Raw genomic sequence first — 16,367 nt, 5'->3', positions numbered from 1 at the left:
GCCGCCGTGGCAAGCATTGCCTGGTCATGGGTCGACGACCAGGAGTTCGACGAGAGCATTCGACGACCTCTTGCGGTGGTTCGGCGGGCAAACTGGCTCATCCCAATCGAGGGTGTAGGAGTCGTGGTCTGAACCCACCGGTCTCGAGCAGGGATCTGGCGATGGAGTTGGTCAGGTTGCGGAAGCCGAGGGCTGATCCGCGGAGGTGTTCGAGGCGGCCGTTGATTGCCTCGGTGGGTCCGTTGCTGGTGCCGGGTCGGTCGAAGTAGGCCAGCACGTCGGCGGCGCGCTTGGTCAGCGTCTTGCCCAGCGTGGTGACCTCGACGAGGGCCTTCGGGACACCGGTGCTGACCGAGGCGATGAGCTTCTCCATCAGTGCGCGCCCCCGGAAGCGGTCGGGTTCGCGGTAGGCGCCGATCATCCGTTGGTAGATGCCCCAGGTCGCCTCGACCTCGATATGGGTGTCGGTGGCGAACAGGACGCTCAGTCGTTGCCGCTGTTTGTCGGTGAGGAGGGCGGCGCCGGTGTGCAGGGTGCGGCGCGCCGTAGAGCGGGTCGTTCTTGCGGCCCCGGTGGCCGTGGAGGTTCTGCTGGACCCGACTGCGGCAGCGATCGAGGACGGTCGCCGGCCAGGCGGACCACGTGGAAGGGATCCATCACCGTGACCGCGTCGGGTAATTCCTCGGTGGTGGCGCTCTTGAATTCGGTGAACCCGTCCATCGCGACGACCTCCACTTGGTCACGCCGGCCCTAGGGGCGGGCGGCGAGCCAGGTCTTGAACGTCTGCTTCGAGCGGCCCTCGACCATGTCCAGCAGCCGTGCGGGGCCGGTGCCGTCACGGATCGGAGTCAGGTCGATGATCACCGTGACGTATTTGTCGCCGCGTCTGGTGTGGCGCCACAGGTGTTCGTCGACACCGAGAACTCTGACGCCATCGAACCGAGCGGGATCCTCGATCAGTACCCGTCGACCTTCGGCCAGGACGGCGTCGTTCGCGGTGTCCCACGCGACCCCGAGGCCGCCAGCGGCGCGGGCCACGCTGAGGTGCTGCACCACGATCCCTTCCAACGCCCATCGCAGCCCGCGGCGCGACAGCTTCGCTCGTGGCTCGGCCGCCCGGGCGGTGTCTTGGCGCCACACGTGCCCACAGTCGGCGCAACGGTAGCGACGGATGCTCACGACCAGCGTGGTTGGAAGCCAGCCGAGTGGTTCGTGGGCCAAGGTCCGGGTCACGGTGTCGCGTGGGCGGCCTTCGCAGCCGCAGCGTCGGCACCACTGGTCAGGCTCGACGACCCGACACGCCAGGACCGCCCGATCAGGCTCGAGGCGCTGGCCGACCACGACGAGACCGAGCTCATCGAGTCGGCAGAACTTGGTCAGGTCAGGGCAAGCGAAGGTAGCGTCAGACAAGTCGAGGTCTCCCAAATGGCGAGCGTGAGAACTTCCATCTTGTGGAGACCTCGACCCCTATCCGAGCACTGACGCGCCGACGACCCCGGAGAAGGCCGCTACACCTTCATCTGGGATGTGCCTTTAAAAGGCCGAATGCACCCGCACGACCGTCTTCCACGACGGGCCCTACAAGACCATCGCCGACGTCGAGTACGCCACCGCCGGCTGGGTCGACTGGTACAACAACCGACGCCTGCACTCGACCCTAGGCAACGTCACACCCGTCGAGAACGAGCAAGCCCACTACACTGCCCTCAACCGAGAGCCGTACCCCGTATAGGAACGGCAGAGGACCTGGCGCGCTTCACGTTCGCTTGAACAAGCTGACAAGTTGAACAGTCAGAACTTCCCATTCACAGAAAAGCTAGCAAAGGCGCCGCCATCTGCGACTGCACGAACCCAGATGTCGGTGCCGTCGACGACGCCGACGCCGCGCCACTCCAGCACGTACGCGATGCTGGCGGTGACCGGCGCTGATTCCTCATCCCCGTCGGTGGTGGGCAAGACCCGCAGGGCGCCGAAGTACTTCGACCGCACGCCTTCCGGGCGCATTTCTGGCCGGTTGGTGATGAAGACCTGCACTCGCTCGGCAACCAACTTCCTGTCCGCGTCGAGCAGGCGCGCGGGACCTTCGTACGTCTTCACCTTCGGACCATGCTTCGTCTCACGATGCACCTGAGCAGCAGAGACCTCACCCGGACCGTTTCCAACGCGGGCGCCAGCGCCCACCCCAATGATTCGAGTGGGCGTCGGCTGCCGCTTCGGAGGCAGATTCGCTAGCGCATGCTCCAGGGCATCGAGCCAACCGCCCGGGTGCTCCTCGACTAGTACGACCGCGCCCCCGCGGGGAGCTCCCAGCGTCTCGCTCGCGACCTTGACGATGTCGTGGAAGCGCTTATCCGTAGTGAGCAGGTAGTCACAGTCGGGCAGGTGGGAGGCGTGTGCTGCATCCATGCCGTTGCTGTTCTGGAGTCGTTTTCCTAATTGAAGTATCTCAACAGTTCCGCGCCACCAGCACCGAGGGACGTTCCAGCCCTCGATGTCGAAAAGGAAGAACCTGTTGAACGACCCGCGGTCCTTCCGCATCGCTTTCAGGTCGACGTAGGCGCCGAGGGAGTCCTCTAACGTTTTGTCGCTGTATCCGATGAGTCGTCCAGCAGCCTCGCGCCCGAGGGTCGCCCACATGACGTCTCGCGCGTTCACACGCCACAATAGGACCGGAGTATCCGTTGGCCATCCGAGTCGAGATCTGGGGTCTGAGTCAGGGTGGTCCTCGGCGGTGTTCGCAGCCAGGGCAGCTGACTTGAGGTCACCTTCGAGGAATGGCCACGAAGCCTTGTTCGCGGCCTGGACCCGAGCGATCTCCGCTTCCGCGTCATCTTCTGCTGTCGCCTGGGCCAGTCTCTCAAGGACCTTGTCAGGCTGGGTCTTTGCATCGCGCCAGTACACCTTCGTCCAATAGTCCCGGAACGAGTGCAAGCGGTCGGTCTTCGGTATCGAACGCAACCACTCTGGCCGCAAGCGCCTGACCTCTTCGACGAGCTCCATCGCCTCACCATCAGCAGGAAGCTTGCGCCAGTGCGGCGAGGCCATCATGTTCACGATTGCTGTCCGCTTAGCGACGTCGCAGGTGCGCAGACCTTCGGTGAGCATCATCGAGTTCAGCACGGCTTGGTGGCCGGTTCGCTTGAGAAGCATGGCGACAGCGTCAGGAGTCGTTTCTTCGGCCAGGTAGGACCACACGTTGGTGTCGATTAGCAGTGCGCTCACGCGGGCGCCTCCAAGAGTCTTGAGGGGAACGGATGCCGAATCGACCGGTGCGGTTAGGTCTGCCTGGTCAAGGCAAAGTGGACGCCGTTACGGCCCAGGTGTTCCATCCGTATCCTCGACTGCTTGCCCTGTACGGGAGCCCAGGGGCGTTGCCTCGTGGCCTGACCTGACCCGAGGCAGAACTGCCTGGCCTCGACCTCCATGACCGCGGCTATGGCGACGATCTCGCGGAAGATGCTGGCCGCAACACTTCCGATCTCAGAGAAGTCGAGGATCGGCGACTCGGCGCCCTCATGGGTGGCACGGAGACCGACTCGACGCCGGTGGCGATGACCGATTCGATGACTGGGGCGCGCCATTCCTGGACCCTCGGCAAAGCCCATGCCCGCCACCCGAAGGCCAGCCAGTGTCGGTGGTCTACTGAGAGTCGTCGGCCTGGCGCTCGCTCGACACCGGCGAACCGTGCTGCTCTCGCCGGGCTAGAAACGTCGTCTCGTCGGGGCACGAGCCGTAGCCATGCACAAGCTTCGCGTTCTCCTTCGCGAACTCGTGGTCGAACTGGAGCAAGCCCTTGCGCCCGCACTTCGGACACTCGAAGCGGGCGAAGTTGCCCATCCCCTGGACGCGCTGCAACTCATACCTGAAAGCCATGGTCGGCGGAAGCTCCTACTTCTTGCGGGGGCAATTGCGCTTGTCGTGACCGCGGTTCCCACAGACGCTGCACTTGCCTGCGTTCGCGGGCACCGTGCACGAGCGCCGGTCGTGGCCGGGCATGCCGCAGTGGGAGCACGTCCGAGTACGTCCGGTGATGCTCATGTGGTGGGTGTCCCTCTCGGGTGGTCCGGATACTAGGTCAGCAAGAATATGACGACGAGATCCGGCGCGCTGACGTTTCTGGTTTCCCCCGGTCACCGTATCGACATGCGTTTCGTTTGCCACCTTCCTGGGTGCCACCAGCGGCCACACGTTCAGGGTGCCCCCCAGTACGCCGCGGCCAGCGGGGCGGCCGAACTCGACTAGGTCGGAGACCCGGCACACCCACGAAATGACCTTCCTGGTGTTGACTGCGAGGAAGCCCTAACCGGCCGCGCGACGGCGTCATTCCGTAGCCGCAACCGCGGCGTAAATCGCAGCCTGCCTACAGCGACGTTTCGGTCGCTCACTCGACGATGGGGAGCTGGAAGCTGCCTTGCGACATGCGGCCGATCATGAAGAACGTGACGCCGAGCTGATTCACGGCGTGCTGGTACGCCTGGTTCTCGAGGATGTGGTCCACCGCGATCCGGCACAGGAGGTCGTCCATGAACCGGCCGAGGAGGTAGGGGTCCTGGATGCGCTCCTCGTGGGCGAGGTGGCGACACCGGTCGCTGCAGTAGATGCGGGGTCGCCCCCTCCCGGTCCGTGGCGGAAGCGGGTTCCCGCACAGCTTGCACGTCGTGGTCGGCTCGTCCATGTCGAACAGGTGCGCTCGGATCGCCACCACGCCGCAGGTACCCCTCGATCTGCAAACCGTGTGACGAAAAGACGGTGTGGAGAGCGCGACGGGCGGACGAGGACGAGGCTTCGGAGGCGGTGGCTGATCGAGGGCCTGGACATGTGGCGAGGTGGCGGGCCGGTGGCGGGTGGTGCACCTGGGAGGTGGAGCCGGAGTGCGGGACTCGTGGGCTGTGGACCCGGTCCGGGAGCCGGGCTGAGGGGGTGACTACGGTTCCGCACCCGGTGCGGGGCCGTAGCCAGGCTGCGGGGGCGACTACGGTTCTGCACCCGGTGCAGGACCGCAGCCAGGCCTCACTCGAGGGCGTCGCCGGCGTCTTCCTGGTCGTCGGCCTCGAGCAGGTCCTGCTCGCCGAGCACCGGCCCGGCGGCGAGCAGCGAGCCGTCGGGCCGGTCCGGGCGCAGGGTCCGGTCCAGGTGCCCGGCCGGGGTGCGGTCGACGCTGCGGTCCGGCTCGATGTAGTGGCCCTCGGTGATCACGGTGGAGCTGTGGCCGAGGAAGGTCGCGGCGGCCGCGGTGCCGGCGCTGCGGGCGATCACGGTGGCCCCCGTGCGCCGGTACCAGCGCAGGCTGATTCCGGAGCCGGCCAGGCCGGCGAGGACCAGGAACTCCCGGAAGGTACGCCGCACGTTGTACGGGCTCAGCGGCCCACCGCCGCGGTTGGCGAAGATGGTCCGGTCCCGATCCTCCGGGCCGAGCCCGGCCAGCCGGCGGCGCAGCACCTCGGCCGCGAACTCGGGTACGGCGATCCGGCGGACGGACGCGTCCGTCTTCGGGCGGTCCTGGCGGTCCCGGCGTGCTGGACGACCGTGCCGGTCACGCTCGCGACCATCCCGCCCGGCCGGTCCTCGAGATCGCGGGGGCGCAGGGCGAGGACCTCGCCGGGGCGCATCGCGGTGCCGAGCAGGACCTCGACGATGTCGCGGACCTGGCCGTCCGGCCGGGGCCCGGGCAGACCCGGCTGGGTGCGCCACTGGGCGCCCGCCCGCCGGATCGCGGCGATCTGGTCCAGGGTCAGCGCCCGGGGCGCCTTCTTGGCCGCGCGCAGCGGCGAGGTGCCCTCGACCGGGTTCCGCGCGATCGCGTCGTGCCGCAACGCGAACCCGAAGAGCAGGTTGAGCAGCGTCCGGGCCTGGCCGGCCCGGGACGGCGACACCGCGGCCTGCCCGGCGAGGAACCACTCGACCCGGCCGGTGGTGACCTCGGCGAGCGCGTAGTGCTCGAACCCCGGGCGCACGTGCAGCCGCAGGCAGGTGCGGTAGTTCTCCTTGGTGCTCTGCGCCAGGTCGCGTCGCTCCAGGTCCGCGAGCCACAGGTCCGCGAGGTCGGCGAAGGAGCTGGTGGGGCGCAGCGCGCCGGCGCTCGGCATCGCCGGGCGCTCGCGGATCCGCTCGAGCAGGTGCGCCCGGGCGGCGGCCGCGGTGGGGGCGCTGGCGCGGACCTGGCGCAGCCGCCCGTCGATGTCGCGGACCCGCGTCTCGGCGACCACCCGGCGACCGCGGCGGCGGGTGTTGATGGTGCCGTGGGTGCCGATCGGGGTGCGGGGGCGCCCGGTCATCGGGCCGGGTGCGGGTGTCGGGCGGCGTCGTCGGCCTCCAGCTGCGCCAGCCACGCCTGGACCTCGCTGACCCGGAACCGGAGCACCCGGCCCACCCGGAAGCCGCGCGGGCCGCGGCCCTGGCTGCGCAGGTCGTAGAGCGCCTGGACGCTGACGCCGAGCTCGGCGGCCAGCTCGGCGAGCGTGAGCACCGGGTCCAGGCGACGCTCGAGGCGACGCTCCGAGGAGCCGGGGGCGCCCGCGGGGCGGGGGGTGCTGGGGTCCATGACCCCCAGGTGCGCGAGCCGCGTCGAGCGCGCCCGAGCGCACCCCAGAGGGGCCGAGACGGCCCGGTGCGGCACCGCGTTCGTGCTGACTAAATGCTGAGAGGCCATGTACTTCTCCTGTTTCAGGATCCGTACATGGCCTCTGACCAGCTGATTTGTGGAGCTGAGGGGATTCGAACCCCTGACCTTCTCATTGCGAACGAGACGCGCTACCAACTGCGCCACAGCCCCAACGCGCCGGTGAGGACGCGGAGCGAAACGTTAGCACCCGCGCTCCCGCGGCGCCGAATCGCCCGGGTGGTTCAGGAGCCGACGGCCCGCTGGTCGTCGCCGTCGGCGCGGCGCGCGTCCCGCTCGGCCTGCTCAGCCTCCCGGGCCAGCTGGCTGTCGGCCTCGGTGTGCCCGGAGGTCCACACCCCGGTGCCGTCGAGGTCGATGGTGCGGACCGTGCGCGCGGCCGCCGGCTTCGAGACGTACGTCGGGAGCGTGACCGGCACCGGGTCCCACAGGGCGGGGTCGACCCGGACGTCGGAGCGGACCTCGATCTCCTCGGCCACGACCGGGACGTCCTGGGTGAGCTCGGCGTCCGCGGGGTCGACGGCGTCCGGGGCGGCCGGGACCCCGAGCGGCGCGGAGGCGGACGGAGCCTGACGGCGGGTGATGCCGCGCTCCTGGCGGACCATCACCCGGCAGGCGACCAGCCACGCGACCAGCACGGCGGCCGGGATCGCGACGTACCACCAGGAGAAGAGCGCGAAGGCGGCCAGCGCGACGACCAGCGCGTTCGCGACGAGGATCGCGGTGAGCACGCGACGGCGCCGGCGCGCGGCCCGGTTCGCCGCCTCCCGGCGGGCCCGGCGCTGCGCCGGGGTGAGCTCGGCCGGGGCCGGGCTCGCCGAGGCGACGGCCGTCGACGCGGGACCACCCGGGGTGACCACGAGCCGCGCGCTGCGCTCGTCGACCGGCTCGCGCCGGGCGAGCACGCGCATGGCGTCGGAGAACCCCTCCACCGAGCGGCTGCTCGCGCCCTCGTCGTGGTGCCGCAGGGCCTTGGGGACGAGGTAGACCGCCCACGCCACTGCCAGGGCGACGAAGATCAGCGCACTCATGTCCACGGACCAACCCTAGGGCGCGGCCTCACCGTGGGACGAACGAAAACAGGTGTGTCGCAGAACTACTTCTGAGACTGGTGTGACTGGGGAGTCGACGCCGGGGGATCCAGGCGGGCCAGCAGCCCGCCGGGGCACTCCTCGCGGGTGATCGCGTAGATCCGGTGGTCGCGCCAGGCCCCGTCGATGTGCAGGTAGCGCGGGGCGTAGCCCACCTCGTCGAGGCCGAGCTTCTCCACCACCCGCAGCGAGTTGGAGTTCTCCGGCCGGATCGCCACCTCGATCCGGTGCAGGCCCAGCGGGCCGAAGCAGTGGTCGACCACCAGCGCCACCGCCCGCGGCATCACGCCCCGCCCGGCGACCTCACGGTCCAGCCAGTAGCCGATCGACGCGAACTGCGCCGACCCGCGGACCACGTTGTTCACGGTCACCTGGCCGACGAACCGGCCGTCGACCTCGACCGCGAACGGGTACGTCGTGCCGTGCGCCGCCTCGCGGCGCAGCCGACGCACCAGCGCCCGGTACGTCGTGGGGCGGGCCGGGCTGTCGGGGGGCGCGGTCGCGTCCCACGGCGCGAGCCAGGCGAGGTTGCGCTGCCGGGTCTCGCGCCACGCCCGCTGGTCGCTGCGGCGCAGCGGCCGCAGCGTCACCGGCCCGGACGCGAGCCGAGCCGGCCATCCGGCGGTCAATGGTCGCTCCCCACCACCTGCTCGGCGGCGTGCACGAGGAACGGCTCCAGCACCGCGAGCCCGTCCGCGACGCCGCCGCGGGAGCCGGGCAGGTTCACCACCAGGCAGGTCCCGGCCACCCCGGCGAGGCCGCGGGACAGCACCGCAGAGGGCACCCCCTGCGCCACGCCGTACGCGCGGATCGCCTCGGCGATGCCGGGCACCTCCCGGTCCAGCAGCGGCCGGGTGGCCTCCGGCGTGCGGTCGGTGGGCGTCAGACCGGTGCCGCCGGTGGTCAGCACGACCCGCGCCCCGGCGTCGACGGCGGACCGGATCGCGGCCCCGACCGGCTCGCCGTCGGCCACGACTGCCGGCGCCTGGACCGTGAACCCGAGCCGCCGCAGGAACTCGACGATCACCGGCCCGGTCGTGTCCTCGTAGACCCCCGCCGCCGCGCGGTTGGAGGCCACGACGACCGCCGCGGGCAGGCTCACGACCGGCTCCAGTCGCCGGACCGGCCGCCGGTCTTGGTCTCCACCCGGATGTCGGTGATCACCGCACCCTTGTCGACGGCCTTGACCATGTCCACGACCGTCAGCGCCGCGACCGAGACCGCCGTCAGCGCCTCCATCTCCACGCCGGTCCGGTCGGTGGTGCGCACGGTGGCGCTGATCTCGACGGCCCACGGCGCCGCGTCGGTGACCACCAGGTCCACGCTCACCCCCGAGATCGCCAGCGGGTGGCACAGCGGGACCAGGGTCGGGGTCTGCTTGGCGGCCAGGATGCCGGCGACCCGCGCCACCCCGAGCGCGTCGCCCTTGGGCATCCCCTCGCCGCGCAGCAGGTCCGCGACCGTGGCGGAGACGAGCACCCGCCCGGACGCCGTCGCCGTGCGGGCGGTGACGTCCTTGGCCGAGACGTCGACCATCCGGGCCGCGCCCGTCTCGTCGACGTGGGTCAGGCGGTCGGTCATCGGGTCTCCCGGGGTAAGGGCTCAGTAGGTGGTGTCGAGCGGCAGCACGTCGACCTGGTCGCCGGCGGCGAGGCTGGTCACGTCCTCGGGCACCACGATCAGCGCGTCGGCGGCGGCCAGGTCGCCCACGAGGTGCGACCCCGGGCCGCCGACCGGGCTCACCGAGCGGTGCTCCGGGTCGAGCTCGCCGCGGCGGAACTGGCGGCGGCCGGGCGGCGAGGTGATCGCGTGGGTCAGCCGGGCCCGGACCGGCCGGCGGACGTACGGCGCCATCCCCATCATCTTGCGCAGCGCCGGCACCACGAAGAGCTGGAAGGAGATGTAGGAGGAGACCGGGTTCCCGGGAAGCGTGAAGATCGGGGTGCGGTCCTCGCCGACGTGGCCGAAGCCCTGCGGCTTGCCCGGCTGCATGGCCAGCCCGCCGAACCACACCCCGGTCGGGGCGAGCGCCTCCTTGACGACGTCGAAGTCACCCTGGGAGACCCCGCCGGAGGTGACCACCACGTCGGCGCGCACCAGCTGGTCGTCGAGGGCCTCGAGGAAGGCCGCCGGCTCGTCGGGGACGATCCCGACCCGGTAGGCCAGCGCCCCGGCCCGCCGGGCGGCCGCCGCGAGCAGGAACGAGTTGCCGTCGTAGATCGAGTCGTGGCCGAGCGGCGTGCCGGGCTCGCGCAGCTCGGTGCCGGTGGACAGGATCACCACCCGCGGCCGGGGCCGGGTCCGCACGGTGGCGCGCCCCACCGAGGCGAGCAGGCCGAGGTGCCGCGGCCCGAGCACGGTGCCGCGCTCGAGGACCTGGTCGCCGAACGCGACGTCCTCCCCCGCGGGACGGATGTGCTGGCCGGGCTGCGGAGCCCGGTCGATGCGCACCTGGGCGACGCCGCGGTCGGTCCACTCGTACGGCACCACGGCGTCGGCGCCGGTCGGCACCGGCGCGCCGGTCATGATCTTGACGGCCGTGCCGGGGGCGAGGGCCAGCACGCTGGCGCTGCCGGCCCCGATCTCGCCGACCACCGGCAGGTGCACCGGCGTCTCCGCGGTGGCGGTGGCGACGTCGCGGTGCACGACCGCGTAGCCGTCCATCGCGGAGTTGTCGAACGCCGGGAGCGCGACCTCGGCGACCACGTCCTCGGCCGCGGCCAGGCCGAGCGCGTCCATGAGCGGCTGGGGGAAGTCCGGCAGCGGCTCCACGCCACCCAGGACACGGTCGAGGTGGTCCTCGACGGAGATCAGGTCAGGCATGCGGTGGCCGTCAGGCATCCGCGGAGAGGACGGCGCCCGGCTGCACCCGGCGCGGGGCGTCGGCGGCGAGGCTGACCTCGCCGATCACCTCCACGCCCTTGCCGAAGGTCCAGTCGCCCGCGACCCGCAGCGCGGCGGCCTTGCGCATCGAGGGCGCACCCTCGGGGAAGCGCTTGTCGAACTCCCCGACCAGCTTGTAGTGCGCCGGGTCCAGCTCGACGAACGGCACCTCCTCGCTGGTCTGGTCCAGGACGAAGTCCGGCCCGATGTCGTAGACGTCCGAGCGCAGCACCAGCAGGTCGTTGGTGGTCTTGACCGGCACGAACCGGTCCCGGCCCACCTCGATCAGCCGGGAGCCCTCGAACACCTCCACCGCGGCACCCATGGCGGTCTCGACCTGGACCACCTCGGGGCTGCGGGAGTCCCCGGGGTCGACGTGCTTGACGTTGCGGATCATCGGCAGCCCGAGCACGCCGTCGCGCTCGTCGAGGACCCGCTTCATCGCGACCGGGTCGAACCACAGGTTGTTGGTCGAGCTGAACCGGTGCCGGGTCAGGTCGGCGAGCGCCGCGCGGTCCTCCTCGAGGGTCTGGGCGGTCTCGCGCAGCACGATCCGGCCGTCGGAGCGGCGCCGCGCGAAGTGCCCGCCCTTGCGGTCCGAGGGAGTACGCCGGACGGCCTCGATCGCGAACGGGGCGCCGGTCTGGGCGAACCAGCCCGCCACCCGGGCGTCCGGGACCGCGCCGAGGTTGTCGGAGTTGGAGACGAAGACGTGGCGGTAGCCGGCCTCGATGAGCCGGTCGAGCAGGCCGGTGCCGCGCAGCGCGGTGTACAGGTCGCCGTGGCCGGGGGGACACCACTCCAGGTCGGGGTCCTTGGGCCAGCTGACCGGGGTCAGCTTGTCGAGCAGGAGCTTGGGCTCCTTGTTCTGCAGGAACTCCAGCGGCAGCCCGGCGACCGGCAGGTCCTCGTAGCGGGCCAGCGCGGCCATCGTGTCGGAGCTGGTGCGGAAGCTGTTCATCAGGATCAGCGGCAGCGGGGCGTCGTACTCGCCGCGCAGGTGCAGCACCTGGCGGGCGATGATGTCGAGGAACGACAGCCCGCGGCGCACGCACAGCAGCGACTTGGCGCGGTCCATGCCCATCGAGGTGCCGAGCCCCCCGTTGAGCTTGATCACCGCGGTGTGCCGGATCGCCTCCGCGGCGACGTCCTCGGCCACCTCGACGTCGGCGAGGGCCTCCATCTCGACCGGCTCGATCGACGCCTCCGGGATCATCCCGGTCTCGCCGTGCTCGAGCAGTCGGTAGTAGTGGGCGAAGGTCTCGATCGCGACCTCGTCCACGCCGGCGGCCATCATCTTCTCGCGCGCCTTGGTCAGGCCTGCACTACCCATGAGGCCGATCGTAGGCTCGCGGGGTGACCGAACGGGAACCGAGTGGGACAAATGACCTTTCGGGTGGTCCGGCGGGCAAGCTGGCGCTGCGCGACCAGCTGCTCACGGCCCGCCATCGGCGCCCCCTGCTGGAGGTCGGGAACGCCGGACGGGCCATCGCCCTGCACCTGCTCGCCACCCCCGAGGTACGCCGTGCGGCGAGCGTCGCGGCGTACGTCTCCGTGGGCGCCGAGCCCGGCACCGGCCTGCTGCTGCGGGCCCTGGCCGAGAGCGGGCGGCGGGTGCTGCTGCCGCGGTTGCTGCCCGACCGCGACCTGGACTGGGGCACCTACCGCGGCGACGCCGGGCTCCAGCCCGCACGGCTCGGCCTGCTGGAGCCGCCCGACTCCCTCGGCGTCGAGGCGATCGCGACCGCCGACGTGGTGCTGCTGCCCGGGCTGGCGGCGTCCCCGCACGGCTGGCGGCTCGGGCGCGGCGGCGGCTCCTACGACCGGGCGCTGGCCCGGGTCCCGGCCGGCACCTTCACCTGCGTGCTGCTCTACGACGACGAGGTCGGCGTGCCGGTCCCGGTCGAGCCGCACGACCGGCCGGTGAGCGCGGCCTGCTCCCCCGCGGGGCTGGTGCGGTTCCCGGCACCCCCGCCCGGCTAGCCCGGGACCGGGTGGCCGGTCAGCGGTCCGGGTCCGTGGCCGGCACCAGCTCCAGGCGGTGCCCGGCGGCGTCGGCCACGGCCTCGGCGCTGAACGCCCACGGCAGCGTCTCGCCGCGCGCCCACAGGTCGGTCTGGTCGGTGTAGTGCTCGCTGCCCGGATGCCCGGAGACCCCGGTCAGGTTGATCCAGCGGGAGTCGTCGAGGTCGGCCAGCGAGACCACCATCCGCATCGACGGCGCCGAGGTCACCTGGTAGCCCTCGGCGGCGTCCCACGCGGTGGCGTCGACCGTCGAGCTGCCACCGCCGACCAGCCAGCCGTCCCGGTTCACCAGCCGCTCCACGGGCCCGATCCCGGACTCCCCCAGCGAGGGCGAGCGCAGCTCGAGGCGGTGCAGGTGGCCCCACGACCACTCCCCCGGGTCGCGCGCCTGGCGGCGGGTCATCTCGTCGCGGGCGTCGCGCAGCGCCTGCTCGAGCACGTCGTCGCGGTCCTCGACCACGTCCTCGGTCCGCACGTCGTCCCACCACGGGTCGTCCGGGTCCTCGAGCAGCCGCTCGACGACGGCGTACCACCGCTGCCCGCCGTCGGGCCACAGCTCCTCGGGCAGCTCGTCGTGGAAGGTCAGCGCGAGCAGGTTGCTCCACGCCACGTTGAAGTACGCCGCGGCGCCACTGTCGGCGTCCTGCGCGAAGTCCCAGTCGGCGAGCAGGTCCTGGCCGCCGGACCAGTAGCCGGCCGGCAGCTCCACGTCGAGCAGGTACGGCGTGAGCACCGGCCCCAGCGGGTGCCGGTCGTCGAGCTGGAGCTGCGCGGTCTCGGCGACCGACACCTTCGGCTCGGCCTCCAGCTGGCCCCGGATCCGGCTGGCGCGGTAGCCGCGGTCCCAGTCGTCGGTGAGGTGGTAGGGGTAGCCGGGACCGGTCACGGCCTGGTTGGCGGTCACCACGAACCCCTCCTCGGGGTCCAGCTCGTGCGGCAGGCCCTCGAACGGCACCACCTCGCCGGTCCAGTCGTTCTCCGGGCGCCAGCCGGCCGACGGCACGCTGCCGTCGTTGCCGGACTTGCGGATCGGCACCCGGCCCGGCGCCTGGTAGCCGATGTGGCCGGCCCGGTCGGCGTAGACGAGGTTCTGCGCCGGGACCGCGAAGTCGGCGGCCGCGGCGCGGAAGGAGTCCCAGTCGTCGGCGAGGTTGAGGGCCAGGATCGCGTCGGCGGTCGGCGCCGGCTCCAGGGCCGTCCACGCCAGCGACACGGCGTACTCGACGCTGGAGCCGCGCTGCCCGGCGGCGGTCCGGCCGACGTCCGCGAGCTCCTCGGAGACGTCGGAGAGGATCGGGCCGTGGGCCGTGGAGCGCACAGTCATCTCCACGTCGTCGCCGCCGGCGACCTCGATGGTCTCGGTGCGGGTCTCCAGCTCGCGCCACCGCCCGCCGTGGCGCCAGCGGTCGCCCTCGACCTTCTCCAGGTACAGGTCGGTGACGTCGGGCCCGAGGTTGGTGAAGCCCCACGCGATGTCGGCGTTGTGGCCGATCACGACCCCCGGGACCCCGGAGAACGTGAAGCCGGCGACGTCGAGGGGGCAGGCCTCGGACGTGGTGCGGCAGTGCAGACCCATCTGCATCCAGACCCCCGGCATGCCGACGCCCAGGTGCGGGTCGTTGGCGAGGATCGGCTTCCCGGTCGTGGAGTGGTCGCCGTCGACGACCCAGCTGTTGCTGCCGATGCCGTCGCCGCTGCCGAGCAGGTCCGGCAGCCGCTCCAGGCCGTCGCGGACCCCGGCGAGGGCCGCCGGCGCGGAGCGCCGGTCGGCGGTGAACGCCGGCCGCAGCGGCTTGCGGCTGTCCGGTCCGGAGGCGCCCGGCTCGAAGACGCCGTCGATCACAGCGCCCCCCGAGACGATCGGCGGGTGCTCGGCGAAGGGGTACGCCGGGCGCAGCTGCGCCGCGCGCCGCGCCCCGACCTCGCTCTGCTCGAGGAGCCGGTCGATCTCGTCGCTCATGTTGCCGCGCAGGTCCCAGGCCATCGCCTTGAGCCAGGCCAGCGAGTCGACAGGGGTCCAGTCCGCCGGCGCGTAGTCGAGCCCGCCGAGGTTCAGGACCGTGTACTCGACCGCCAGGTCGGCGGGGTCGTGGGCGTCGAGGTAGGCGTTCACGCCGGCGGCGTACGCCTCCAGCGCACGGCGGGTGTCCGGCGAGACCAGTGCCAGCTCCTGCTCCGCCACCCGGCGCCAGCCCATCGAGCGCACGTAGCTGTCGCTCTCGACGGCGTCCTCGCCGAACAGCTCGGCCAGCCGGCCGGCGGTGGCGTGGCGGCGCACGTCCATCTCGAAGAACCGCTCCTGGGCGTGCACGAACCCCTGCGCCCGGACCAGGTCGGTCAGCGAGTCGCCGTAGAGCTGCGGGATGCCGTGCTCGTCGCGCAGCACCGTGACCGGGGCCGCCAGGCCGGGCACGGCCAGCTCGCCCTCCTCCTGCGGCAGCGGGTGCCGCACCGCGACCACCACCGCGACGAGCCCGGCGACGAGCACCAGGACCAGCGCCACCACGGCGTACGTCGAGGCGCGCAGCGGGCGGGGCAGCGCGCGGAAGCCGGCGCGGGCCCGGCGCAGCCGGCCGCGCTCGGGCGGGGAGTCGCTCGCCGGAACCTCGGTCATCGTGCGGACCATTCTGCCTGTGGCGTATCCTTGGCACTCGCACACGTCGAGTGCCAAGAACACAGCGCAAGATCACAGCGGGGACCAGATGCCGACCTATCAGTACGCCTGCACCGAGTGCGGGCACGCCTTCGAGCAGTTCCAGAGCTTCTCCGACGACGCCCTGACCGAGTGCCCCCAGTGCCAGGGGCGGCTGCGCAAGCTGTTCAACGCGGTCGGCGTCGTGTTCAAGGGCTCCGGCTTCTACCGGACCGACAACCGGACCGGCTCCGCCGCCAGCTCGAGCCCTGCGCCCAGCGGCGACGGCTCCGCCTCGGCGGCATCCTCCGACTCCGGGGGGTCCACCCCCAAGCCGGAGACCAAGAGCGCGGCCAGCACCGCCGACTGACCCCCGCCCACCGGAGCCCGGCTCCGGTGGCCTGTGGAGAGCCGGCGCTGCCGGGCCCCCCGAGCGCCTAGCGTCGACGGGTGCTCCCCGACGTGCCCGACCTGCCAGTGCTGCCCGACCGCCACGTGTCGCGGCTGCGGCGTGCCGCCCTCGGCGTACGCCGTGCGGTGCTGTCGCGGCGCCGGCTCCTCGCCGCCGTGCTGGCCGCCGTCGCCGTGGCTGCCGGGCTCCAGGCCGCGGCGGGTCCGCCGCCAGCGACCGAGCCGGTGCTGGTGGCCGCCCGCGACCTCGATCCCGGGCGGCCGCTGGCCGCGGGCGACCTGGTCGAGGCCCGGTTCGCCGCCGGCACCGCGCCGGCCGGGCTGGCCGGCGACCCCGTCGGGCGGGTGCTCGCGGCCCCGCTGCGCCGCGGCGAGCCGGTCACCGACGTCCGGCTGGTCGGCCCGGAGCTGGCCGCCGGGCACCCGGGCCGCGTCGCGGTGCCCGTGCGGCTGCCCGACCCGGCGATGGCCGGGCTGCTTCGCGTCGGCGACGTGGTCGACCTGGTGGCCGCTGACCCGCAGGGCGACGAGCCGGAGGTCGTCGCCCGGGACGTGCCCGTGCTCGCGGTCCCCGACGTCGTCGCGGACGCCGCCGGAGACGGGGCACCGGGCCGTTTGGTCGTGGTCGGCGCCCTCGATGCCGACGTGCCGGGCCTGGCCGACGCCGCCGTACGCCGCTACCTCACGTACTCCTACAGCCGCTAGC

16 protein-coding genes, 1 tRNA gene and 2 pseudogenes are annotated in these 16,367 nt (G+C 72.1%); 4 read left to right on the top strand and 15 right to left on the bottom strand.

What is annotated here, in order from left to right:
* Nucleotides 1–97: 97 nt before the first annotated feature.
* Nucleotides 98–1,410 (bottom strand): annotated as a pseudogene (locus EBO35_RS20135) (ISL3 family transposase).
* A 127-nt stretch (nt 1,411–1,537) separates the two neighbouring features.
* On the opposite strand from EBO35_RS20135, the pseudogene EBO35_RS02625 reads away from it, so the two are divergent.
* Nucleotides 1,538–1,732 (top strand): annotated as a pseudogene (locus tag EBO35_RS02625) (integrase core domain-containing protein); the annotation flags it as partial.
* A gap of 59 nt (nt 1,733–1,791) precedes the next feature.
* On the opposite strand, the gene EBO35_RS02620 reads toward EBO35_RS02625, so the two are convergent.
* From EBO35_RS02620 to EBO35_RS02555, 13 genes are all read right to left on the bottom strand, one after another.
* The gene (locus tag EBO35_RS02620; protein WP_122816342.1) at nt 1,792–3,222 is read right to left on the bottom strand and encodes a hypothetical protein; all 1,431 of its coding nucleotides are present in this window, start codon (nt 3,220–3,222) and stop codon (nt 1,792–1,794) included.
* Between the two features lie 417 nt (nt 3,223–3,639).
* Nucleotides 3,640–3,873: a hypothetical protein gene (locus EBO35_RS02610; RefSeq protein ID WP_122816340.1), complete on the bottom strand. Its 234-nt coding sequence runs from the start codon at nt 3,871–3,873 to the stop codon at nt 3,640–3,642.
* Nucleotides 3,874–4,381: 508 nt separating this feature from the next.
* A complete protein-coding gene (locus tag EBO35_RS02605; RefSeq protein WP_164477770.1) occupies nt 4,382–4,702 on the bottom strand; it encodes a hypothetical protein in 321 nt (106 codons plus the stop codon).
* 308 nt (nt 4,703–5,010) lie between these two features.
* Entirely contained in the window at nt 5,011–5,346 is a 336-nt protein-coding gene (locus EBO35_RS02600) for a hypothetical protein (RefSeq protein ID WP_164477769.1), read from the bottom strand.
* A gap of 11 nt (nt 5,347–5,357) precedes the next feature.
* On the bottom strand, nt 5,358–6,275 hold the full coding sequence (locus EBO35_RS02595; RefSeq protein WP_122816337.1) for a site-specific integrase: 918 nt from the start codon (nt 6,273–6,275) through the stop codon (nt 5,358–5,360).
* The gene (locus EBO35_RS02590; RefSeq protein ID WP_164477768.1) at nt 6,272–6,541 is read right to left on the bottom strand and encodes a helix-turn-helix transcriptional regulator; all 270 of its coding nucleotides are present in this window, start codon (nt 6,539–6,541) and stop codon (nt 6,272–6,274) included. The genes EBO35_RS02595 and EBO35_RS02590 overlap by 4 nt, the downstream gene beginning before the upstream one ends.
* Before the next feature lie 158 nt (nt 6,542–6,699).
* Nucleotides 6,700–6,772, bottom strand: a tRNA-Ala gene (locus EBO35_RS02585).
* Nucleotides 6,773–6,843: 71 nt separating this feature from the next.
* Nucleotides 6,844–7,650: a divisome protein SepX/GlpR gene (gene sepX / locus EBO35_RS02580; RefSeq protein WP_455429449.1), complete on the bottom strand. Its 807-nt coding sequence runs from the start codon at nt 7,648–7,650 to the stop codon at nt 6,844–6,846.
* A 65-nt stretch (nt 7,651–7,715) separates the two neighbouring features.
* Nucleotides 7,716–8,300: a GNAT family N-acetyltransferase gene (locus tag EBO35_RS02575; RefSeq protein WP_241153830.1), complete on the bottom strand. Its 585-nt coding sequence runs from the start codon at nt 8,298–8,300 to the stop codon at nt 7,716–7,718.
* Between the two features lie 35 nt (nt 8,301–8,335).
* A complete protein-coding gene (locus tag EBO35_RS02570) occupies nt 8,336–8,812 on the bottom strand; it encodes a MogA/MoaB family molybdenum cofactor biosynthesis protein (protein WP_122816333.1) in 477 nt (158 codons plus the stop codon).
* Nucleotides 8,809–9,291: a cyclic pyranopterin monophosphate synthase MoaC gene (moaC, locus tag EBO35_RS02565; RefSeq protein WP_122816332.1), complete on the bottom strand. Its 483-nt coding sequence runs from the start codon at nt 9,289–9,291 to the stop codon at nt 8,809–8,811. The genes EBO35_RS02570 and moaC overlap by 4 nt, the downstream gene beginning before the upstream one ends.
* Nucleotides 9,292–9,312: 21 nt before the next feature.
* The gene (gene glp / locus EBO35_RS02560; protein WP_122816331.1) at nt 9,313–10,533 is read right to left on the bottom strand and encodes a molybdotransferase-like divisome protein Glp; all 1,221 of its coding nucleotides are present in this window, start codon (nt 10,531–10,533) and stop codon (nt 9,313–9,315) included.
* Between the two features lie 10 nt (nt 10,534–10,543).
* Nucleotides 10,544–11,926, bottom strand: a complete 1,383-nt coding sequence (locus tag EBO35_RS02555; protein WP_122816330.1) for a UTP--glucose-1-phosphate uridylyltransferase — start codon at nt 11,924–11,926, stop codon at nt 10,544–10,546.
* A gap of 23 nt (nt 11,927–11,949) precedes the next feature.
* Here EBO35_RS02555 and EBO35_RS02550 point away from each other — a divergent pair, with 23 nt between their 5' ends.
* On the top strand, nt 11,950–12,576 hold the full coding sequence (locus EBO35_RS02550; protein ID WP_122816329.1) for a 5-formyltetrahydrofolate cyclo-ligase: 627 nt from the start codon (nt 11,950–11,952) through the stop codon (nt 12,574–12,576).
* Nucleotides 12,577–12,595: 19 nt separating this feature from the next.
* Here EBO35_RS02550 and EBO35_RS02545 read toward each other — a convergent pair whose 3' ends face one another.
* Nucleotides 12,596–15,232, bottom strand: coding sequence for a penicillin acylase family protein (locus EBO35_RS02545; protein ID WP_122819230.1), 2,637 nt, complete (start codon nt 15,230–15,232; stop codon nt 12,596–12,598).
* Between the two features lie 88 nt (nt 15,233–15,320).
* Between EBO35_RS02545 and EBO35_RS02540 the strand changes: the two genes are divergently transcribed.
* A complete protein-coding gene (locus tag EBO35_RS02540; protein ID WP_122816328.1) occupies nt 15,321–15,620 on the top strand; it encodes an FmdB family zinc ribbon protein in 300 nt (99 codons plus the stop codon).
* Nucleotides 15,621–15,700: 80 nt separating this feature from the next.
* On the top strand, nt 15,701–16,366 hold the full coding sequence (locus EBO35_RS02535; RefSeq protein WP_241153829.1) for an SAF domain-containing protein: 666 nt from the start codon (nt 15,701–15,703) through the stop codon (nt 16,364–16,366).
* Nucleotide 16,367 lies beyond the last annotated feature (1 nt).

The organism is Nocardioides pantholopis, from assembly GCF_003710085.1.
Classification (GTDB): Bacteria; Actinomycetota; Actinomycetes; order Propionibacteriales; family Nocardioidaceae; genus Nocardioides; species Nocardioides pantholopis.
This window is presented reverse-complemented; position numbering and strand designations above follow the sequence as displayed.